Raw genomic sequence first — 21329 nt, forward strand, 5'->3', positions numbered from 1 at the left:
CCGGAAGTATAGAAAAGGGAGGAGAACTGGTTTGGCATTTATCCTGATTTGCCTGTGGGCCTAAGGGTAATATACTACTAATCCATACTATTTCAGGAGGGATAACGTATGCCATGGAACAAAAACGACTACCCGGTATCCATGAAAAATCTAAAGCCACGGATCCGGCATAAAGCGATCGACATTGCGAACGCTCTGCTTGATGACGGATATGAAGAAGGACGGGCCATTGCCATTGCAACAGCCAAGGCGGAGGAATGGGATGAGAATCACCCTGATCATACGGCTTCAGGTTCCGATTCGTCTTCTCGTACATCATCTCCACCGAAGCATAAAGAGCCGTCCCCTTCGAAATCTTCCTCCCGGAATCGGCGCCACTCCGAGCCTGTCTCTTCATCCAAGAGTCATCACAACATTCATGTTGTACCAACAGAATCTGGCTGGGCCATTAAACAAGAGGGCACATCCGACTACCATTCCACCTATGATACCAAAGTGGAGGCTGTTAATGCCGCTAAAGCATGGAGCACCAAACATCATATTCGAGCCATTATCCATAATCAGGATGGACAAATTGCTCGTTCTCTTAAATCATAATTTTACATCTAATACACTAATATTCCATATATGTATTCAAAAGTATTCCAAAAGCAGTCCTAATGCATAACAAAAAATCCCTCTTGTTGCAGAGTCTGCAGACAAAAGGGATTCCTCTCTAAATCAGAGCTTGCTTCAAACCAGTCAAAGCTTGATAAAGCCCGAATACTTTTTATGCCATATAAACTATGGGTTATTCTGAAATGCCTGCTCAATGCGTTACGCCTTGTGCCACGGAAGTCCGTGTTGCAGCCGCATTGACCGCTTTAGCGGCAACCGATGGAATCGGCAATTTTACAGCAGATGTTGTAACCACCGTACCGCGAGCCGGAATGCTGACCACATACGTAATCATTTTGCTGGCAATCCATACAGCCAGAATTGTATATAAAGTTTCTTTTACCGGAAGAAAGAAGAGTGACAATCCTAGAACGAACGCATCACTGACAAAGAAAACCGTTCCCAGCTTCCATCCCTTCCAGCGGCTGACGAGCACGGCGAGAATATCGTCTCCGCCTGTCGCTCCACCAAAGCGAAGTACTATTCCCGCACCAATCCCGGTCAATACACCAGACAGTACCGCAGGAATCCACAGGTTTCCGTTAAAATTCATCACCAGTGTGGAGTAGCGCTCAAAGCCATCATAGAATAGGGAAAATGCACCCACACCAAGCAACGCTTGGATCATGAATTTCCAGCCTTTAATGAACCAGGCCAGGATCATGACAGGAATGTCGAGTAGCAACATGCCGATCGCCGGCGATAAACCCGTTGCATATTTTCCGAGCAGGGCAAGACCGACAAATCCGCCCTCCGATAAATGATTCTGAAAGTTAATGTGATAATAAGCAAATGCCAAAATAAATGTACCAAGTAACATAATTGCAAACTTGATCGCTTCTGTCTTCACGTGTTGTACGGTTAACGATGTTCTCTTCATACAGGTTCCCTCGCAGTTTGTAGTTGGTTTTTTAGACCGACCGTACCCTGCAAAAGGTAAGCCTGGAAGAAATCATCGTGTACGTCCTTCGAATATTCATCCCAATCCCCTCTTTCGCAGAGTCAGCCGTTTTTTTGAACCGGTTGATTTACTCTACAAGGGGCGCTATGTGTATGAGAGATCGTAACGTTTCCAGATTGTCCTTGGGGAGATTGTCCTTCGGGGACTCATGGTATCCTGATCCTTTCTGTGTTTTGTGGTTAGCCGTGTTTGGTTAAACGAATGGAAACATTACAGAGATTCAACATTGAACACCTTGTTTCACACCTAACCACTCCGATTGCAGTACCCTCTTTCGATCGCTGTTATCCCCGGATTTTTTTGATTCCTTTTCTCAAAAGGAATAATCCTGTGATAAACGCGAACGCTTCGCTTCTACAGATGGGTTCTGCACTCTTCGTTCCTGTGTGAACATAAGTTCAAACGTGACTCCAAACCTGTAATCATTCAATTCCGCTTAAACACCAAAGCTAACTTGCTTGTACTTCTATTATATAACACCAATGTGACCGGGTCTAAACAAGCAACCCAGCAAAAACACGCATAAAACAGCCTCTGGACTGCTCCAGCGGTCATACAGGCACACCGGGATCAGCAAAGCTTACGAATGGTGCAACCTGCTCCTTTATTCTATGACCGAAGCTTTCAAATATAACAGTGCAGTCACCCAACTGTGACAATTACGGGCTTTTTTTTATTTTCTAGTCAATAGCAAAGGAATCCTTTTCCTTATGCACATACACTATAGCGAACGGTATCATCCATACCATTCAAACGTTTCCAGACTTACTCTGCTGTTTATGGTATAATATAACAATTGAATCCCATTACCGTTTAAGCGAGGCGGAGTGATGAAAACGTTAAAGCCGAGAGTCTTTATTGGCTGCTCGCTGGAAGCGAAGCCGATTGCAGCCGCTGTACACGAAAACTTGCGTTTTTCAGCCGAAGTCACCCCGTGGTACTCGGGGGTATTTAATCCAAGCAGTTATACCATGGACGATCTGGAAGCTGAGGTACGCACGACGGACTTTGCCATTTTTATCTTCCATCCGGATGACATATCCAAAATTCGCGGGAAGTACTACGCATCGGTTCGGGATAATACAATGCTTGAAATGGGTCTATTTATGGGCCGTCTGGGACGAAAGCGTATTTTTTTCATTCTTCCTGAAGATATTACGGACATCAAGGATGCTGCCAAAGTCGAAGGATTGCGGATGCCCACCGATCTGCTGGGATTGAATCCGCTGGTATATGAGATTCGTTCTGACGGAAAGTGGGCTCCTGCCGTATCTGTAGCCTGCTCCAAGATCGCAGACAGCATTGAAGAGCAAGGACGCTGGAGTGATCCCGAAGCCGAGCGTATCATCGAGAATCATAAACGCTCCGAAGATCAGGCAAGACTACAGTTATTCAAGCTGCTACGTTTCTTTAGGGAATTGCTGCGCACACGCAAAGCAGACGCCCAGATGCTCGAACGCATGAGTGACGCACTGCGAAGTGCCTTTGTTTCACATCCACCGTTCACTGTACGCGGCACTGCGATCTATCGTACAGATGGTAATGGTTACATTGAGCAATTATGCGGTAATGTTGGAGAACCCGGCAGAAAATACGACTTGTCCGCCAATGATGACAAACCGCCGGATGATCCCAAACGCATTCTTGTTGTCGATTCATATCAAGAAAACAAAATCAAAGTAAATCTGTACGACGATTACCTTGAGAAAGAGTATCTGCTGTGCTATCCTGTAGCCAAGAGGTATGTAATTACCGTTCACATTATTGGTCATATTGAAGCGGATGAGGCGGTGTTTCAGCACATTGACTTGCAAAATCGTCAACTGTTTAACGCCATCAACGATCTGTTAGGAGGCGAACCGGAATGAGACCGGAAATGAAAAAAATAAGCAAGCGCTGGGGCAGCGAGAAGAAAGTTCGCCTTAGTTCTGCGCCTGATTCATCACGACCGGTTCCGGAACCCAAGGAAGAGGATCGTTTCCACAAACCGGCCGTACCGCTCGTTACCATCGGCCCCTCACTGAAGGGCAAGGAGCGGCCTTACAAGGTCATTTTAGAAAAAGAGGCATATTACGAGAAACCTCAATATCTTGCTTAAAATTGGGTACCGATCTGTTGCAAACTTTAGTTTTAGTTGTTTATTTACTAAGGAAACAGCTTATATTTTATTTGTCTGCACATCTAACCTTTAGACTGCCGCTGTATCGGCAGCATGTACTCGAGGCCCTGCCGCCCAAGGCAGGGCTTTTTTGATGCTCTCTTGCAAATTCCTCAATATATTCTTTCATTGTTATTTCTAATTACAATATTCGCACTTAAGGAACGTTAGCTCTGAATATATGTTTTACCAAGTTGAGGTTTCTTCTGACCTTAGGTTTCCTGCAAAACCCATAAATTATACCTAAATTTTGGAGTCAGCTTGTCCGTTTTTAGCAAGTATTCACCCGTTTGAAAACCACAAACTTCTCAATTAAAACATCATATATGTTGTAACGCAAATCATGTGCTCTTACTTGGCAATTAGACTTAAATGAGATGAATGATGCATGCGCCTTACTTCAAACTTAGGTTTCTATATAAACGATTAAAATGGAGTGCAAACCCATTTCCATTATTTCTCGGTTGTATAACGGTTATCTTTTGCATATATTGATTATAATATAGGAACACATGTTCTGTAAACATTAAATTCCAATTATAGGCTAAGGAAGTGAATTGCCATGACATCCTCTTCTACTTCCGCCCCCACCCCTTCCGATGAAGATCACCGTCTGATCAAAGGTATGGTTGTGCGTACGCTTTTGCTGGATGTACTGGAACGGGATATTCAAACACTGGATACGTTGCTTCTGAAAATGCCCGAGGTCTATATTCTGTCGCTCACCCGTATTCAGAATGAGGTGCTTAAGGAGATGCTGGGACTGCGCAAACAGATGAGAACCCGCGGCGTGAAAGTTCTGGAGGAAACGCGGGGAAAGGATGGCATCGAAACCGTTTATTTGTGCAGGGGATACATGCAGCGGTTCTATATGCTCTGGACCTTTGCGCGTAATGAGGTTAAAAAAGAGCTTAGTCGCCATCTTCAGATGGATCTGACCCAAACTTGAATATGATTGGTTTTCGGGGTATGAGGCGCGATCGGTTCCCAAGCCAGCAGATGAAAGAAGCAAGGCTCTGCCGAGACTCCATATTCCAGACAAGTGACTGCTGAACAGGTTGACCATTACGTGCTCTGTCATTAAGATGGAGAGACATATCCAACCATTCCAATATGGGAAACGGATATATCTTAAACGTCTTTTCAATCAAGGAGTTGTATTTATGGATAGAAGTTCAAATTCGCAATCACCTTCATTTTTGAAAAATAATACAAATCCACATCCGCTCGTAGCCGCAGATGTGACGGAACTGATCGGCCAGACCCCTGCGGTTCGACTCAGCAGGCTCACAGGTAGCGACTCTGCTGACGTGTTCGTCAAGCTGGAGTATTTCAACCCAAGCGGCAGCGTCAAGGATCGTGCCGCTTACAACCTGATCGCTCAGGCTGAACAAGATGGATTGCTGCAGCCTGGGGCAACCATTATCGAACCGACCAGCGGTAATACCGGAATTGGCCTCGCGATGAACGCCGCTGCCAAAGGATACAAAGCGATCCTGATCATGCCGGACAACATGTCCAAGGAACGGATCAACATTTTGAAGGCATATGGCGCAGAGGTAGTACTTACGCCCGCTACGGAGCGGATGCCTGGAGCGATTCGCAAGGCGAAAGAACTTCATGCAGAACTGCCGGGCAGCTTCATTCCCCAGCAGTTTGAGAATCAGGCGAATCCGGATATTCACCGGATCACGACGGCGCCCGAGATTATGGAGCAGATGGATGGCAGGCTAGACGCCTTCATCGCAACAGCCGGAACCGGCGGCACGATCACCGGAACGGGCGAGGAGCTGCGCAAGCAGCTTCCCGACCTCCGCATCTATGCGGTGGAGCCGCAAGGTTCCCCGGTGCTGTCCGGCGGCGAGCCCGGGCCGCACAAGCTCGTCGGTACAAGTCCGGGCTTCATCCCGGACATCTTGAATACCGACGTATGGGATGCCATCATCCAGGTGTCCGATGAGGACGCACTGGATACGATGAGGCAGCTTGCTGCCCGGGAAGGGCTGTTGCTCGGCCCTTCCTCTGGCGCTTCGGTGTGGGCCGCCCTTCGCGTCGCGAAGGAACTGGGGCCGGGGCACCGGGTGCTCTGCATTGCGCCGGATACCGGGGAACGGTATCTGAGCATGGGTATTTTTTAACAAGGCCAAAGGCAACGATTCCTAACCTGACAATCTCTACACAAGCTCTACGTGCATACCGCATAACAAAATCGAGAACCAAATGAATAACCGAATAGATAATCAAAATAAATAAGCCCCTGCTCACCTCGGATCATGTATCCAAGAGAACAGGAGCTTATTTTTATTTTCGCAACAAAAAAGTAATCACGCAAAGCGCAGGTATCAGACACGAGACATGAGGCATATAGCGGAAACATAAATCACAAAATAGGAATGACAAACATCAATCACAAACCATGAAATCCCTCGTCCCATGCTACATCCATACTGCGACTACATATTCGTTTAACGCTTTGAAAAGGTAGTTACCGATTAATGTGCCAAGGTTGTCCATTCCACACCCTCCGGGAGCAGAGCCGCAATGCGGTCTTTGGCTTCCTTTTGCGTATAGAGGGACTCATCCAGAATCGCGGCCGAACCGGAATCACTGCTTGTCCGAATCAAACGTCCAAGCCCTTGCTTCACCCGTAGCAGCATATACGGCAGATCAATCTCTTCATATGGCGAAGCCGATGCATTCCGTTTGGCATTAAATACAGGGTCCTGCGGTGGATAAGGAAGCGACCAGATGATAACGTTGGACAGCGAAGGTCCCGGCACGTCGAGACCTTCCCACAGATTGACGGAGCAGAGCACACTCTCCTCATCCTGCTGGAACGCCGCGATCAGATCACTGATCTCCCGATCCCCTTCATACATAAAGCGCAGCCCCTGCGCCTCCGGCACATGCACGATATCCTGCTTGAACACAAGCAGCTCCTCCATCGTACGGAACAGAATCAGTGCACGACCGCCGCTCTCCTGGAGCAAAGCCGCCGCGTCACGCAAACGGTTTTCGTTCTCTGCATGACCGGGTACAGCTTGTTCGGCTATTTTCATCTGCATTTTATCTGCGTAATCATAAGGAGAAGCAACGGAGAACGATACAAAATCGTCAATCCCCAGACTATCCGCCACATAACGGAATGAGTTGTCCACGGACAGCGTAGCGGATGAAAAGACAATCGGAATACCGGTGTTGAACACACGCTCGTTCAGAATTTCTTTTACGGTACGCGGCATGATCGACAATGTCGTCTCGTCCTCGCTCTCTTCCGCCCAACAGATGTAACCATCCTCCTTGCGGAACAAAGACAAAGCCGTCTGGATCATATCCAAATGCTCTTCCACGACACGCATCTGATATCCATCCAGCGAGAACAAACCACTCTCAAATACCAACTCTTCACCGATGGCATCCAGCACGCTTGTCAGGCGTTCAATCTCACGCAGTAGCGGAGCCTCTACCCGCACTTCTTTACGTTCCGAGCCGGGAATGGCTACCGTATACGTGTCGAGCATACGGAACAAACGCTCACTGCTTTCAATTGCCTCATCCACTCGCTCCGCAAGGGATTCACGAATCTCGCCTTCGAGCAAACGTGTGACCAGTTCCTCGAAGATGCGGTGCTTCAGCTTGTAACTGAGAGCATTCAATGCCGCTTCTTCCAGCAAATGGCCTTCATCAAATACAACCGAGCTGTGATCTGGCAACAAAGGCAGTTGTCCTTCGCGTTTGCGCGCTTCATAAGTCCACACATGCTCCATGTAGTAATCATGGGAACAGATGATGATGTCTTTGGAACGACGGTAATGATCACGCGACAGCGTCAGGCCGCAGCGTTGTCTTTTCGGACACACGAAACAATCCTGGAACGGGTCCCAGTTAATCTTGTTCCACTGGCGATCGTTCAGATGCGGATACTGCTTACGGTCACCATACGGATGAAAAGCCTGAAGTGTTCCCGGCGTGTTCACGAATTCCGGCAGGCTCTCGTACACTTCTTCAATCACTGGCGCATCCTCATCGGCGAATCGAACGGCACTCAGCTTGTTCAGACATACGTACTGATCTGGCGACTTGCCCAGACGTGCGTCCACTTGCAAATCCAGATGTTCAGCGAGCTTCGCAATATCTCCACCCGGCTTCACCAGCTGTTCAATCAAAGACTCATCGGCACAGGCGATCACCGCCGGTTTGCCCGTATAACGTGCATAACAAACCGCGTAGAGCAGATAAACGAGTGTCTTACCTGTTCCTACGCCGGCTTCGGCCATAATCGTCTTTTTATCTCCATAGGCCCGTTCGAGCTGGTACGCCATAAAAATCTGTTCGTCCCGTACCTCGAAGCCGGACTCTGGCAAAATATCATAAAACACATCGGCAACCCACTCTCCCAGACGGGATACAAAAGGTTCAGCCGGATCATATGCAAAAGGGTAACGTTGTGTAGACAATCCTGGGTCAGCCTCCATTCTTAGACGCGGTCCTCTTTCATTCATTTTCCGTTCAAAAAAGGCCGCAGGGCAAAAGTTAATTATCGCATGTGATAGATCAAGAGACAAGCTTTTTTTCACTTGGTTAATGGAGAGCCCTGAATAGGGCTATGTATAGATGTTGACCACTAGGAAAAAATATACATGAATCCAACTTTAGGAAAGGTGGTATCCCGCTCCATGGATAAACATTCTTCACCATCCGGGCATTCCTCAGACCCATCCAGCGAAACGTTGACGGATCGTCAGGGCCATCCCATTACCGACAATCAGAACGTAAGAACCGTAGGCAGCCGCGGACCAACCACGCTGGAGAACTATCACTTTCTCGAAAAAATTACACACTTCGACCGCGAGCGTATCCCGGAACGGGTCGTGCATGCCCGCGGGGCTGGCGCTCATGGCGTATTTGAAGCGTATGGAACGGCTGGAAATGAACCCGTATCGAAGTATACGAGAGCACGTCTTTTTCAGGAAAAAGGCAAACAAACGCCCGTGTTCGTACGCTTCTCGACGGTCATTCATGGCGGGCATTCTCCGGAGACGCTGCGGGACCCGCGCGGATTTGCCGTTAAATTTTATACCGAAGACGGCAACTGGGATCTGGTCGGCAACAATCTGAAAATCTTTTTCATCCGCGACCCGCTCAAATTCCCGGATATGGTGCACGCCTTCAAACCCGACCCGCTGACCAACGCGCAGGATATGGAGCGGTTTTTCGATTTCGTCTCCCTTAGTCCCGAAGCGACACATATGGTGACCTTTCTCTTCTCTCCGTGGGGCATTCCGGCGAATTATCGGCAGATGCAAGGGTCAGGCGTAAATACATACAAATGGGTGAACCAGGACGGTAAAGGTGTGCTCATTAAATATCACTGGGAACCGTTGAAACAAGGCATTCGCAATCTGCTGCAAAAGGACGCCAGTGAAATTCAGGGTCAGAACTTCAACCACGCTACGCTGGATCTGTATCATGCGATTGAACAGGGCGACTATCCCGAATGGGAGCTGTGCGTTCAGGTGATGGAGGATGGCGAGCATCCCGAGCTGGATTTTGACCCGCTGGATCCGACCAAGCTTTGGCCGCAGGATCAGTTTCCGTTTCTGCCTGTAGGTAAAATGACCTTAAATCGCAATCCTGAGGATTATTTTAATGAAGTGGAGCAAGCCGCATTCGGGACGGGTGTACTGGTGGACGGGCTTGATTTCTCGGATGACAAGCTGCTGCAAGGACGTACCTTCTCCTATTCGGATACCCAGCGTCACCGGGTGGGTGCGAACTATCTGCAATTGCCTGTGAATGCGCCAAAGAACCGGGTAGCTACCAATCAAAGCGGCGGGCAAATGCAATATAAAGTGGACCGGGCACCGGGTCAAAATCCACATGTGAATTACGAGCCTTCTTCGCTCGGGGGATTAACAGAAGCTGAACCGCGTGGTAAAGAGCATGAACCGCTGGTGGAAGGCCATCTGGTGCGGGAGAAGATCGAGCGTACGAATGATTTTGGACAAGCCGGGGATACCTACCGGGCGTTCGAGGACTGGGAGCGGGATGAGTTAATCGACAACATGGTCGGCGCACTGGCCCAATGCAAACCGGATATCCGGGAGCGCATGATCTCTTATTTTACCCAAGCGGATGCGGATTACGGAAGACGAGTGGCGGATGGACTAGCTGCTGTATCCACTGACGATAGTGAAACTGTACAGCCGAAGTATGATCCGGGGGTTAAGCAAGCTGAGAAGCGTAGTCGGGAAACGGACGGATATTAATTGGCGTTAGACGAGTAGGATGAGTAGGATGAGTATTGTCCATAACGGGATGAGTATTTTCGCATAAAAAGTGAGATGAAAGTTATCGCCCCATAAGTCTGGTTGCCTGTGTTGGCAGCCGCTTATGGGGCTTTTTATTTGGTGTCGGCTGTTGATTTTGAGAAAAATGAAGTTCAAAGCGGTAGACTCGGGATAAGTCTCGTCTGATCCACTCTGGAAAAACAGGCATATTCACGTTCATTTCAGACGATGATTCGTTAAAAAAAGGCGATCAGCCAATGATCGGATTACATTTCCCCTGTGGATTGGATGGGATTCGGAGCGCTTATGCCTGTCCTGCCAGTCTTAAACGCAACCTGATCAAATGATTATTGATGATAACGTTTACAACATTTACCATGAAGCTGTGTCCGGGTGGATACCTTTTAGTCATTAAGCCGGGTAGGACGAAGCAAGAGACGTATCATATGCTGCTCTCATTGAAGTCAGGCTCTGCTCTGTTCTACTTTGTTCTGAGCTGTTTTGTTTGTTCGGTCCATACTCGGTTGCCGCCCGCCAGCTTAAAATTTAATTCCAATTAACCAAGGAGGCTTGCATCATGAAATTAATCCCTTCCACATCTACTCATGCATCTGCACGATCCCAGCGTTCCCTGAAATCCAAAATGACCAACATCTGTCTTAGTGCCGCGTTCCCTCTATTACTGTTAAGCGGTGGTTCCGTGGGTGCCGCAGAACTGCTGGAAGGCGGATTACCTGATACCTCAGCGTCAGAGTCCATGGTGAACAGTTCCAATCTTACGCTGGCTGCGGGTGATTTGTATGTATCCCCTAACGGTTCTGCCAACAATCCGGGAACGATCAATAGTCCCACGTCACTCGCTAACGCTCTGACTCAGATCGCCCCAGGAAAAACAATCTATTTGCGCGGCGGAACCTACAGCTTCTCGCAAACGATTACGATTGAACGCGGTAACAGCGGCACTGCCTCACAACGCAAAAATCTGGTCGCCTACGGAACGGAAAAACCTGTCTTCGACTTCTCGGCTCAAGCCTTCGCTTCCACGAATCGGGGATTACAAATGTTTGGAGACTACTGGTTCGTGAAAGGGCTTGAAGTCAAAGGTGCCGGCGATAACGGTATCTTCATCGGTGGCAGCTACAACCGTCTGGAGCAGATCGAAGCCCACCATAACCGGGATACCGGCATTCAGATCGGGCGTTATGCTTCTACGGCTGCCAAAAGTGAATGGCCTTCGTATAACGAAGTCATTCGTTCCTACTCTCACAACAACTATGACCCAGATGACGGGGAGGATGCAGACGGTTTTGCCGCCAAGCTGACGGTCGGTCCAGGGAACGTCTTTGATGGCTGTATTGCCGCCTATAACGTAGACGATGGCTGGGATCTCTATAGCAAAACAGACACAGGCGCCATCGGTGCGGTTACGATTCGTAACAGCATCGCTTACGGCAACGGGGCAACCGCCGACGGAACGTCCACTTCGAACAGTGATGGTAACGGATTTAAGCTTGGCGGAGAAAAAATTGCCGTAAATCACATTGTAGAGAACAATATTGCATTTAATAATAAAAAGCATGGCTTTACCTATAACAGCAATCCGGGTTCGATCCAGATGACCAACAACACCTCATGGAACAATGGACAAAGCAACTTTGCCTTTGACAAAGGTACACATATCTTCACCAACAACCTGTCCTTCCAGGGCGGCGCCAGTGACAAAACCAGCGGAACCGATGTCAGCAGCACCAACGTCTGGTGGAAAAACAAGAAAAGCGTCAACGATAAAGGCCTGCTCGCCAGCGCAGCCGACTTTGTCTCCCTCGTTCCTTCGGTAACCCGCGCCGCAGACGGCACCCCTGTCTTGGGTAACTTCCTGAAGCTTGCAAGTGGCAGTGATCTGATTGGGTCAGGTACGCCAGCGGGTAAGAATATTGGAGCGCGTTAAGTATAAGTTGGTGAGAAAAAAGAATAATTTATAAAGTAAATTCCCCTCCCCCATGCCAGCCTGATCGGTGGTAATGGAGAAGGGGATTTTTAAATTGCTGTGTATTGTCTACTGGCTCATAAGGTAAATAGATATTCAAGGTTTGGCTAAAACCTCAATCATCAGTCTGCCGCCTGTACGAAAACCTTGCTCAAACGCCGCTTCCACGTACATGGATGTGGACTGTCCGATCAAATCGATCAGTTGCTCCAAGGCATCGTATTCTGTATCTGGGAGCTTTGTTTTGTAGTTTTGCATGATGTCCGATATTTGGCTGTTAATTTCGTAATACTCGGCCTGTTCAGGATGAATCGACTCGTCCAACCGTAGGTTCCCGTGAAACAAATCTTCGATCAGGTTTGACATATTATCCCCACCTAGTCTTTTTACCAACTATTCTAATTACATTTTAGCGGATTTTCCGCTAAAAATCAATAGCGGATAGCGCGCTAAGATATGATATTAGTGAGGTGATAATCATGTATGCTCGTATACGCAATTTGCGTGAAGACAAAGACTTGTCCCAAACACAAATGGCTACCTATCTCGGCTGTAGTCAACGTGTCTATAGCAACTATGAACGTGGTGAGTTGGATATTCCTACCGCTATATTGATTAAGCTTGCTGATTATCATCAGACTAGCACAGATTATCTTTTGAACCGGACAGATGTAAGAAAACCTTATCCTCAAACTTAACCTCAGAATTCATTCTCATATGAACTGCTACTGTAACCGGCCAAATTATCGGAATCTAGCATAAATTTATAATTTGACTCTAAAAATATACAATTATCGAGGTGAAATAATGAAAACACTTGAACTTTATGAGAAGTATGATGTTCATGGCTGGTTGAAATACAACCCTCATGAAGGTCACTACGCAAAATTTAATCCTAATGTAATTACAACAGGCTGCCTGTACCTATGATGTGTTGATTTTAAAGTTAAGACTAGGAAACAAAAAGAAAATAATGGAACTACTGCACGAATTCTATTCTAATAAGACCGTTCGTAAAATAAGATCTGAATACAATTACATGAAACATAGGGGGGGATACTACACTCCTGGCTTAGGTGAACAGAGGCCAGTGATGTTTGGAACAATTAATGGAAACCATTTCAATATGATTCAGAGAAATATTTTTGATATTGAAGAATGGATTGATATTTTATTTGAAATAGATAGGCTTTTTTATCAGTTTTTCAACACTTTCATTAATAGTATTATGCCAAAAAATTATTTAGAAACCACTCTTGATTTCATGAGCCCCTTAGACTACTACTCTAAAAGAAAAAGAAATAACTCTCTATCTGTATAAAAATTATTCTAAATAAGAATGTATATATTCCCATCTAATTAATAATTTAATAAGTTTATCTTAGTTTTAGACTACACCAAAGTGAGTGTTTCATTAACTCGAGAGGACAATTAAATAATATGTCCTCTCCTGAACAAACACAGTGTCTTGCCAAGGAGCAAGGACTTATAGATATCAATAATAAGTTTTTAGGGTTAGTTTCCCCATATTAATGTATATTTCTCTCCACAGTTCTTATCCCAGCATTCAAACCAATACTGTCCACTTTTAAATTGCAACTTCATCAAACCGTGACCTTTAACACACTGACAATTTGCTTTAGGCCAACCCATGAGAACAATTCTTTCAATTATGGCTTTTCCAAGTTTTGAATAAAATCCTTTTATAGCATTTCTAGGTGACAAATTTAATTGACTTATACTAACTTGATATTCAATAATCTGATCCTGTGATTTATGGTCAGACGGGAACCAAGCTTGATTTTGATACTTATATAGTTGAATTACACCTTTTACCGCAAACAAATTTTCATTAATAACGTTCGTACGCAATCCGAGAAATAGGTTCCATCTTGGATTTTTTAACGGAATTCGAAAGATAGTGGACTGACAATCAGCTAACATTTGTTTGTATCCGATCTCTTTTTCTGCATATTGTTGCAGTCTAGTAACTTTTTGACTTCTTTCTTGAAAAGCTTGATACCATTCTTCCCATTGTCTTTTTATACCATTATTTTGTTCAATTTCTTTTTCTTTTTTATTTAATAGTTTCTCGAGTTCATAAACCCGCATTTGGATCTGTTGCATATCAATCTCAATCGCTCTCAGTGATTTGTGGTTAAAACCAAGTTTGGAAAAAAACCTTGCTGATAAAGCCTTATGGTTTTTAGCCACATTTTGCATTTCCAATTGCAACTGTTTATTTTGCTGTTTTAAACTTCCAGTCTCCAAAATAAGATTTTCCCTGTCTTTAATGAAATCCCTATACTTCTCTTCTTTGACTCTGTCCCTATCAAGCTCAGTTTTGTAATCATTAAGCCCAATTTGTGAATGTGAGGATATTATTTCTTTTATCTCCTGATCGTTCAGTCTCTCGGCACCCCAGAGTCTTGTTATAAAGCTCTCAGATTCCTGTAAAGTATACCCAAGAGGATCATTGTGATTATTAATTGCTTCAATACAATCTAGGGAAGGGGGCGTTTCGAAGAAAAATATTTGATGCTCAATTGAAAATAACTCCATTTGATATACACTTCCATATGATAAAGACTTTTTATCTGGAAATCCGTAACAAGCAATTTTTTGATTTTCCAATAAGTAGATATTCCCCACTTTACTAACGTAATCTTGATGAACAAACAGCCGAAACGGTTTTGTATTTCCGTTATTTATGTCTCGGCTGGTTGTGAAATCAATTAATAAGTGACCTTTGTTTGTAATTTTACCCACTGTTCCGATAATTATGGCTAAGCTAATTGTAGATTTTTTTAAATTCTTATCGACTTGCTTAACAATGTCGTCTTGTAATCCAAACATATCAGCAAATTTAACTCTATCTTCGGTCTCTGTTTCAACAGTGAACGCAGAAATATTCTTTTTAAATGTACTAATCTCATATTCTTTGAGAAGAGTTGAAAGAAAATAGTAAAACTTCTGATGAGCAGGATAAGTAAAGAACTTGCTGTAGGCTTGTCTCGAATTTCCTGATGAATTTCCAATTTTTCTAACCAGTTTCGCGCTCGTCAAAATTCTCAGCACTTTCATTCGTTCATCAACATTTATGCCATTCATACTTGCCAATGAAATAACATTAGAATCCGGACTTCGGAAACGACAACGTTTGTAATGCTGTTGAAGCTTTCCTTTTCTGAAAAAAGGGTGTTCATCATGAGAAACATGTTCGAGAACTGTTTGTCTTTTATCTTTTTCATTATCCAAGATCAAATGTTTCGAAAGTTCTTTGCATCCTATACATACATATCGGTTGGACACTTTTAATAGCTTATTATTATGAATTTCTCTTGCAGATATTTTCCTATTTGTTTTTATGTCAAAAGCCCAGTTCATACTTAAATCGGAAGTTTTGACTTCATTTATGCCTTTCAACAATACACCCTCCTTACATCTATTCTACTATTTGCACTTGATTGTTTATAATAATAAACATTCTCTATAAAGTATATTATTAGGAATTTAAAACATTTTCCACTATTACGGTTCAAGTTATATGGCAAATGTTTAAAATCAGCATTTTTCAACAGTAAATAGAAGTTAGCACTACCAACTCCATGATATAAGTTCTACCTACTTAACTTGTTGACTCTCAAGCTCACAAACCTCAATAGATTTTTTATTGATCCAATCTACTGCTAATTCTGCTTCTTCTTTCAAAATAACATCTCGCTGGCTTTTATATTGAAAGTTCTCTTTTGCCCATAACAATAGGATCTTTACATATTCTAACGTCTTAATTTTGCATGTACTGTCCTCTTCCTCTTCTTCAGCAAAGATATCCTCAAAAGTTGTAAAAGACTTGTCTGATCTTATTAAATTGACATTCCCTCCACCTTCGTATAACGTTATTTCCCCTTTCAGTAGTTCAATTAAGTTTCCGACCTCTTTCTGGATCGTGGCGAAATCTCCAAATATATCCGATCCCAAAGAATTAGTAATCAGATAACCATTTTTTAAAGATAAATCTATGCCTACGTCCAGAATAGCTTCGTTGAAATCCTCTTTATATTCAATAGTGTATCTATATTTAATCATGTTCATATCTCCATTCTTCTTAATCCAACGGATAGACAGATGTAATCATGTAAGTAAAGCCCGCAATATTTATCGAGCCCCTTACTTGCTACCTCTCACCTTCTTTATTTACATTCTATACGCAAATAAAGCTCATTCCTCACGATATTTCAAGTGGGAAGAGCTCTCAGATTTTAAAAAACACCTATCGGGGCTAATAGTAACGTTTCGATTGTTTTCGACTCTTACAAAATTCACACCGATACTTAGACTACAATTACTATGACGTATAAAATAAAACGAATATCCGCTCTGGATTACAAATGATTTTAGAATCACAATCAGTAAGTTAAGAATGTAAACCCAATCGTTTTTTCACCAAATCTAATAAATTAAATATCTCCTGTTTATCTTCTGGATGCTCCTCCACGTACTTCTCACTGTAAATCAACAAATAATTATAAAATTCATCATGCTCCATGACTGCCATTACATCTTCATCGTATGCTGGAGGCTCTCCGATAAAACATACTTTCTGATCACCAATGTACTCTTCTTCTTCTGGCGAATGATAGGATGAGAATTGTACTTCCAGTGGACCTGAACCATACCCATGTCTTTCACGATCTCCGAAGTATGTTAAAGCTCTTGGAAAATCAATAATCCAGAAATAAGATTCGACTAATTTATCTATTTCAGCTTTCGTTGTCATTATACTTCTAAAGTTCATTCGATCAGAACCTCAAGATCTCAATATATTTTGTATTGATCCAACCTACGGCTAACTCCGCTTCTTCTTTCAAGAAAACACCTTTCTGGCTTTTATATTGAAAGAATCTTCTTTTGAATTATTTCGTACCCTTTATCACCATTTGGTATGATACCTGAACATCGATTACTTATTCTCAAAATCTTTAACTTGTTCAATCTTTTGTGTAAATTCACAAGCATTTCGAAAATCTTCTTTCATGTAAAGTTCGATTAAAGCACTCGCCTCTTCCTCCCAATCGGGACCATATTGTAAAAGGTAATCTGTAAACCTTTCATAATGGGAACGGTCGGATGGATTCAACCAAATCAATCTTTGATACATCTTCATTACACAAGGAATCGGCAGAAAGAAATGAGTAAGTTCGTAATGGATTGCTTCCAATAAATGATCCGAGTTGTTCGTATGATCTATTTCAGATATCAATTGATGGTATAAAGAGTCTACCGTCTCTCTCGTTGTTTTTAATTCAGTCTGATCTAATGTCGACCAATTCTGGTCAATCCATTGATGCAGTGTTTCCACTGTTTTTTGTAAGGTCAAAGCCATCATCCTTTATCTCATTAGTCTCTAGGATTCTGATAGCACCAGTCTGGATCATATGATGCGGATTTCAGTTTTTGCATGTCCTCCCGGGTGTATAGCCAATCATTGTCTGCTATCCAGAAATAATCATCAGGATTCAGTTTGAGATATTCATAAATAAAATGAAATATTAACTCTTGATTACCATAGATATCTTCAATATGCCCGACTTGGCATAAGGTTTCGCTAAGATCTAAACCTAAATCTTCGTGAGCATAAAATTCAGTACTCGGGCTACTTATGCTGTGAATATGGAAAATTAATGAGGCTTCATTGTCACCTGTAGGTGACTTACGGTTAATGTTAAGCGTTGTATATAAAAATTCTCCTTCATTGGTATACGTTTTGTTGTTATAGAAATAAAGAGCAGCGTCCGAATGAAAAGCCGCAACAACCGTATCAGCCAAGAGCTGGTCTGGAGAATATTTATCTTTTTGCGTTAAAATAACAGCTGAAGTGCCCATGAGATTGTAATCCCCTCCTCTCTCAAACTCGAATCAATCAAAGTTTATATAAACATTAAGATTCGAATGTGGTTCTATTAGGGAAAAATCCATTTTCTCTAATTAAACAAACGGATAATTTTTGTGCTGCTCTATCGAAGTGAAATTTTGTTGCAATGTTTGGGTCAGGAATCGGGTCTAATTCTGCAAATTCCCTTGTTATTTTATTTAACTCTATTCTCCCCATTACCTTTTCATTTGGTCCAAATTTATAAATAACCTTTTCCTCATCTTCCATTTCCTTAAGTAACAAAACGAATGAAGCCAATATGTATCCCCTCCTGATTATGTTCCACGGACGACCTGATATTTTGTAGTTGTTTGCAAGCTTGAGCAAAATTAAATTACGATATCCTGGTATCCAACCTCAATCACTTCTTCATCCAATAAACGAAGTCCCACTCCATTTTCCTTATCCCATGAGCAATTAAATAGTACTCCAATATCTCGGCCTTCCCTTATATCTCCATAGGGAACCACAATTCCATCTAACTCAATCATCTCCAGAATTTGGTCCGTTGTTTCAACTAAGGGATAGTTCTCATGAAAAGAAATATCATAACCCAGTTCATATCGCTTTTGTTGATAATATTCTAAGAGTTTTTGTAAGAAATTTTGCTGCAAATCATTCCAATTTTTCATTAATGCCTGATATGCCAGGTACTGTTCTTCATCAAATATACCGTCCTCATCTCCATCAATCATGAGTGATATTTTGTTTTCATTTTCAAAAAATTGAATAGTCATGTCCTTTAGTCCACACATATTCATGTTCGAGCTCGCCGAAAACTGAATCATTCATTTTCATTATAAGATCTTCCTCAACTATTTTTTTAAAGTCCTCTAGGTCCACACGCCAGACAATTGTATTCTCAGAGAAGTTAGCAGATTTGTTCTCACTGTAATGTTGTATTGCAGCATCCCCTTTTTTGTTATCTACAAACCTGGCAGGCAGAAAACGAAAATAACCCAAACAGGTCAATCATTGTAGTCCCCAACTAAGATCAACCTGTCTGATGTAGTGAAACAAATATTAGGATTCACACTTTTCTAAAAACCATTTCCTAGCTTCTTCTTTTTCTAACAACACTGGTTTTTCCAGTGTGCCAATATTTATACTCTGAAAAAAAGCCTCTTCTATCCCTTTAATACTCTTTAGTGTTACTCCGTTTAACAACGTATCTTTAAATGTCGAGATACATTAATCAGATTACATTCAACCAAGCATGCGTTATTAAATGCTGCTTCCCAACAATCACCTTTACTAAATCTACTATTTCTAATGATGCAGTTGGAAAAATCCGTATACTTAAGATCTGATTTATAAAAATCACATTGATCTAAAGATGCATTGATAAAAGTTGATGAGGCTAATAATGATGAATGAAAATCAACATTTTCCAGTTTGAGATCATCAAAAGTGCAATCTATTAAATAGGATTGTTCAAGTAATACATCAGATAAGTCAAAAACTCTTAAATAACTTCATCTAACTTTAACTGCTCACCTTCATCACCAATTGTCTCAACCCACTTTCTATGCAAGGCAAACATATTAATTATATCTTTTTCTTCCATTTCCCCACTCCTTAGGGGAACCATAATATTCTATCTGCTATTCCTTCTTTATCAATTGCTTTCTTCAATTGTTCAATATGCTCAGGCCCACTTGGATATGAAAACTTTTCACGTCTCACTCTATGCCGGTAAGGGTTGAAATTTCACTCATTTATTACTGTCTTTGTTGCTAATATCCCACATAGTTCGTCGTTAGAAGTAAAATAGATAATACCTCCATCTGATATACCCAATTCAATATGGGTTACTTCTTTTAGCCAGATTACAAAACCACCTTCAAAGACCTGAACGAATGGACTTTCATATATGGAATCTGTTACTTCAAAATGCGGAGTACCTATAATACTTTGTCCCACATTGTGAAGTAAAGGACCCTGAACTGTCTTGGGATAAATGAATTCAATTTCTCCAAGAGCTCCTTCATTATCCAACCAAATACATCCGCCACATTCAATTTGAATTGGAATACAATCATCTGACATATGTTCTGTCAAAATATTATATGTTTGTACAGATGGGGTATAGGAAGATTCCGTATAAAATCCTGAATCTGACGGCTTTACATTTTTTATTTTTAACACAGTAAAGTACTCCTTCCTAATCTTTGAAACTACCAGGTTGAACTCCTACAATTTCTTGAGTAGAAGGATTAATGTAAACCTTCGTACCCGTTGCAGGATTAGTATAAACAACACTTCCTGGGTTACCTGGTGTCGGCTTTGTACCTAAAGCAGCAGTAATATCTTGCGGCATTATATCCTTACGACCTGACTTAAATAGGCTATTGTATGCATGTTGATTCATTTTAAACCTTTGATCATTGACTTCCAAGCCATTTTCCATCCAATTATCAAATGCAGGACGTCTAGTTGCTCTTATTTCAGCATTTCCACCTGCACTGAAAATCTTAGTTCCACCCGTCCCCTTAATATTAGCTTCCAAATTCTTTTTAATCTTTGCCACAGCCGGATCAGAAGCAGGTAAGCGAAACGGTCCTTTGCGTCCCGGCATACTTCCGCGAACCATCTGAAAAGCCATAAAGATCTGACTGAACTTCAGAGAAGTCAGCATCATTTGAGCATACTTATCGGATACAGGCTCGCCCGTGAAGGAATGGATTCGATTTTCAAAAGCTTTAATCTGCAATGCATTAATATCTTCCCCCGGCTCTTCCGCATGACCTGCTTGCATCCGGTTGATATCCAAATGCCCCTGATCCTTCTCATAAGCTTGCAGAGATGCCTGATCGGGAACACCATTTTCGTTTACAGGCATCCACATCAGCCTACCAAGGACATCGACTTGTGCCATCCGGTAGCCTTTGTCCTCTGAACCCGCATCACTTACTGAGCTCTTCATCATTGCTGCCGCACCAACAGCACCAATAACACCGCCCAGACTGCCTTTCTCCGCATCTGCATTTTCAAACCGTGTCGCAATATCGTTTAACTCTTTCGAAGTATACACCATGCTCTCCAGTGCTTTCTGTAGTACGGGACGCGACCGCGCAAAATCATCATAAAAGCGCTCCTGTGTCACACCCATCCACATGGCATGAAGGAACATGATCTGCTTGGAAAGATGATCTTGAATATGCTCCAATTGTTGCCTCGCCTGATCCACCTGACTGGATACGTGATGTAACTGCTGAGGTGTTACTTTGATTGTATTCATCCGTTTTCACCGCTTATTTTATGTAGAATACATCTATGTTAGCAGAAGTTTAATGGCAATTTTATCCGGCTAACTTCCTGATTTCAATTTATTATTCCCA

The 21329-nt window shown here is 42.9% G+C and carries 20 protein-coding genes and 1 pseudogene; 8 read left to right on the forward strand and 13 right to left on the reverse strand.

Annotated elements, in window-relative coordinates:
- Positions 1 to 108 precede the first annotated feature (108 nt).
- Entirely contained in the window at positions 109 to 597 is a 489-nt protein-coding gene (locus tag Q9R46_RS13740; protein ID WP_311280415.1) for a DUF2188 domain-containing protein, read from the forward strand.
- Positions 598 to 808: 211 nt separating this feature from the next.
- Here Q9R46_RS13740 and Q9R46_RS13745 read toward each other — a convergent pair whose 3' ends face one another.
- Positions 809 to 1537 carry a YitT family protein gene (locus Q9R46_RS13745; RefSeq protein ID WP_145413137.1) on the reverse strand — a complete coding sequence of 243 codons (729 nt, stop codon included), beginning with the start codon at positions 1535 to 1537 and terminating at the stop codon, positions 809 to 811.
- A gap of 911 nt (positions 1538 to 2448) precedes the next feature.
- Between Q9R46_RS13745 and Q9R46_RS13750 the strand changes: the two genes are divergently transcribed.
- From Q9R46_RS13750 to cysK, 4 genes are all read left to right on the forward strand, one after another.
- The gene (locus tag Q9R46_RS13750) at positions 2449 to 3486 is read left to right on the forward strand and encodes a nucleotide-binding protein (protein ID WP_090922612.1); all 1038 of its coding nucleotides are present in this window, start codon (positions 2449 to 2451) and stop codon (positions 3484 to 3486) included.
- Entirely contained in the window at positions 3483 to 3716 is a 234-nt protein-coding gene (locus Q9R46_RS13755; RefSeq protein ID WP_090922613.1) for a hypothetical protein, read from the forward strand. The genes Q9R46_RS13750 and Q9R46_RS13755 overlap by 4 nt, the downstream gene beginning before the upstream one ends.
- Positions 3717 to 4338: 622 nt before the next feature.
- Positions 4339 to 4725, forward strand: coding sequence for a YhjD family protein (locus tag Q9R46_RS13760; RefSeq protein ID WP_311280416.1), 387 nt, complete (start codon positions 4339 to 4341; stop codon positions 4723 to 4725).
- 109 nt (positions 4726 to 4834) lie between these two features.
- The gene (cysK, locus tag Q9R46_RS13765) at positions 4835 to 5914 is read left to right on the forward strand and encodes a cysteine synthase A (RefSeq protein ID WP_311280417.1); all 1080 of its coding nucleotides are present in this window, start codon (positions 4835 to 4837) and stop codon (positions 5912 to 5914) included.
- Between the two features lie 354 nt (positions 5915 to 6268).
- Here the strand turns inward: cysK and Q9R46_RS13770 are convergent, their stop codons facing one another.
- Positions 6269 to 8233 carry an ATP-dependent DNA helicase gene (locus Q9R46_RS13770; protein ID WP_311280418.1) on the reverse strand — a complete coding sequence of 655 codons (1965 nt, stop codon included), beginning with the start codon at positions 8231 to 8233 and terminating at the stop codon, positions 6269 to 6271.
- A gap of 219 nt (positions 8234 to 8452) precedes the next feature.
- On the opposite strand from Q9R46_RS13770, the gene Q9R46_RS13775 reads away from it, so the two are divergent.
- Together Q9R46_RS13775 and Q9R46_RS13780 are read left to right on the forward strand one after the other, a co-directional pair.
- Complete coding sequence (locus tag Q9R46_RS13775) at positions 8453 to 10045, forward strand: catalase (protein WP_311281028.1); 1593 nt, start codon at positions 8453 to 8455, stop codon at positions 10043 to 10045.
- Between the two features lie 778 nt (positions 10046 to 10823).
- Positions 10824 to 12014, forward strand: coding sequence for a right-handed parallel beta-helix repeat-containing protein (locus tag Q9R46_RS13780; RefSeq protein ID WP_311281029.1), 1191 nt, complete (start codon positions 10824 to 10826; stop codon positions 12012 to 12014).
- A 135-nt stretch (positions 12015 to 12149) separates the two neighbouring features.
- Here the strand turns inward: Q9R46_RS13780 and Q9R46_RS13785 are convergent, their stop codons facing one another.
- On the reverse strand, positions 12150 to 12419 hold the full coding sequence (locus tag Q9R46_RS13785; RefSeq protein WP_311280419.1) for a DUF6809 family protein: 270 nt from the start codon (positions 12417 to 12419) through the stop codon (positions 12150 to 12152).
- Positions 12420 to 12532: 113 nt separating this feature from the next.
- Between Q9R46_RS13785 and Q9R46_RS13790 the strand changes: the two genes are divergently transcribed.
- Positions 12533 to 12751 (forward strand): helix-turn-helix domain-containing protein, encoded by a 219-nt coding sequence (locus Q9R46_RS13790; RefSeq protein ID WP_311280420.1) that lies wholly within the window; start codon positions 12533 to 12535, stop codon positions 12749 to 12751.
- Positions 12752 to 13568: 817 nt separating this feature from the next.
- Here the strand turns inward: Q9R46_RS13790 and Q9R46_RS13795 are convergent.
- The 10 genes and pseudogenes from Q9R46_RS13795 to Q9R46_RS13835 all read right to left on the reverse strand — a co-directional run bounded on the left by Q9R46_RS13795 (position 13569) and on the right by Q9R46_RS13835 (position 21229).
- Entirely contained in the window at positions 13569 to 15479 is a 1911-nt protein-coding gene (locus tag Q9R46_RS13795) for a synaptonemal complex protein 1 (RefSeq protein WP_311280421.1), read from the reverse strand.
- Between the two features lie 198 nt (positions 15480 to 15677).
- Complete coding sequence (locus Q9R46_RS13800; protein WP_311280422.1) at positions 15678 to 16142, reverse strand: hypothetical protein; 465 nt, start codon at positions 16140 to 16142, stop codon at positions 15678 to 15680.
- A 328-nt stretch (positions 16143 to 16470) separates the two neighbouring features.
- Positions 16471 to 16851: a ribonuclease toxin immunity protein CdiI gene (gene cdiI, locus Q9R46_RS13805; RefSeq protein WP_311280423.1), complete on the reverse strand. Its 381-nt coding sequence runs from the start codon at positions 16849 to 16851 to the stop codon at positions 16471 to 16473.
- 165 nt (positions 16852 to 17016) lie between these two features.
- Entirely contained in the window at positions 17017 to 17442 is a 426-nt protein-coding gene (locus tag Q9R46_RS13810) for a hypothetical protein (RefSeq protein ID WP_311280424.1), read from the reverse strand.
- Positions 17443 to 17453: 11 nt separating this feature from the next.
- Positions 17454 to 17939, reverse strand: coding sequence for a hypothetical protein (locus Q9R46_RS13815; RefSeq protein WP_311280425.1), 486 nt, complete (start codon positions 17937 to 17939; stop codon positions 17454 to 17456).
- Between the two features lie 55 nt (positions 17940 to 17994).
- Entirely contained in the window at positions 17995 to 18246 is a 252-nt protein-coding gene (locus Q9R46_RS13820; protein WP_311280426.1) for a hypothetical protein, read from the reverse strand.
- A 71-nt stretch (positions 18247 to 18317) separates the two neighbouring features.
- Positions 18318 to 18786: pseudogene (locus Q9R46_RS13825) on the reverse strand (DUF6985 domain-containing protein).
- A 362-nt stretch (positions 18787 to 19148) separates the two neighbouring features.
- Positions 19149 to 19409 carry a pentapeptide repeat-containing protein gene (locus Q9R46_RS28580; RefSeq protein ID WP_483874822.1) on the reverse strand — a complete coding sequence of 87 codons (261 nt, stop codon included), beginning with the start codon at positions 19407 to 19409 and terminating at the stop codon, positions 19149 to 19151.
- A 289-nt stretch (positions 19410 to 19698) separates the two neighbouring features.
- Positions 19699 to 20136, reverse strand: a complete 438-nt coding sequence (locus Q9R46_RS13830) for a hypothetical protein (protein WP_311280427.1) — start codon at positions 20134 to 20136, stop codon at positions 19699 to 19701.
- Between the two features lie 16 nt (positions 20137 to 20152).
- Entirely contained in the window at positions 20153 to 21229 is a 1077-nt protein-coding gene (locus tag Q9R46_RS13835) for a WXG100 family type VII secretion target (RefSeq protein WP_311280428.1), read from the reverse strand.
- Between the last annotated feature and the right edge of the window lie 100 nt (positions 21230 to 21329).

Origin of the sequence: Paenibacillus sp. RRE4 (genome assembly GCF_031844205.1) — a bacterium.
Classification (GTDB): Bacteria; Bacillota; Bacilli; order Paenibacillales; family Paenibacillaceae; genus Paenibacillus; species Paenibacillus xylanexedens_B.

Excerpts from the sequence above, each read along its gene's own strand:
- Q9R46_RS13740 (WP_311280415.1), top strand. The coding sequence starts at position 109 with ATGCCATGGAACAAAAACGACTACCCGGTATCCATGAAAAATCTAAAG.
- cdiI (WP_311280423.1), bottom strand. The coding sequence starts at position 16,851 with ATGAACTTTAGAAGTATAATGACAACGAAAGCTGAAATAGATAAATTA.
- Q9R46_RS13760 (WP_311280416.1), top strand. The coding sequence starts at position 4,339 with ATGACATCCTCTTCTACTTCCGCCCCCACCCCTTCCGATGAAGATCAC.
- Q9R46_RS13800 (WP_311280422.1), bottom strand. The coding sequence starts at position 16,142 with ATGATTAAATATAGATACACTATTGAATATAAAGAGGATTTCAACGAA.
- Q9R46_RS13775 (WP_311281028.1), top strand. The coding sequence starts at position 8,453 with ATGGATAAACATTCTTCACCATCCGGGCATTCCTCAGACCCATCCAGC.
- Q9R46_RS13790 (WP_311280420.1), top strand. The coding sequence starts at position 12,533 with ATGTATGCTCGTATACGCAATTTGCGTGAAGACAAAGACTTGTCCCAA.
- Q9R46_RS13755 (WP_090922613.1), top strand. The coding sequence starts at position 3,483 with ATGAGACCGGAAATGAAAAAAATAAGCAAGCGCTGGGGCAGCGAGAAG.
- Q9R46_RS13815 (WP_311280425.1), bottom strand. The coding sequence starts at position 17,939 with ATGGGCACTTCAGCTGTTATTTTAACGCAAAAAGATAAATATTCTCCA.
- Q9R46_RS13780 (WP_311281029.1), top strand. The coding sequence starts at position 10,824 with ATGGTGAACAGTTCCAATCTTACGCTGGCTGCGGGTGATTTGTATGTA.
- Q9R46_RS13745 (WP_145413137.1), bottom strand. The coding sequence starts at position 1,537 with ATGAAGAGAACATCGTTAACCGTACAACACGTGAAGACAGAAGCGATC.
- Q9R46_RS13750 (WP_090922612.1), top strand. The coding sequence starts at position 2,449 with ATGAAAACGTTAAAGCCGAGAGTCTTTATTGGCTGCTCGCTGGAAGCG.
- Q9R46_RS13810 (WP_311280424.1), bottom strand. The coding sequence starts at position 17,442 with ATGATGGCTTTGACCTTACAAAAAACAGTGGAAACACTGCATCAATGG.
- Q9R46_RS13835 (WP_311280428.1), bottom strand. The coding sequence starts at position 21,229 with ATGAATACAATCAAAGTAACACCTCAGCAGTTACATCACGTATCCAGT.
- Q9R46_RS13785 (WP_311280419.1), bottom strand. The coding sequence starts at position 12,419 with ATGTCAAACCTGATCGAAGATTTGTTTCACGGGAACCTACGGTTGGAC.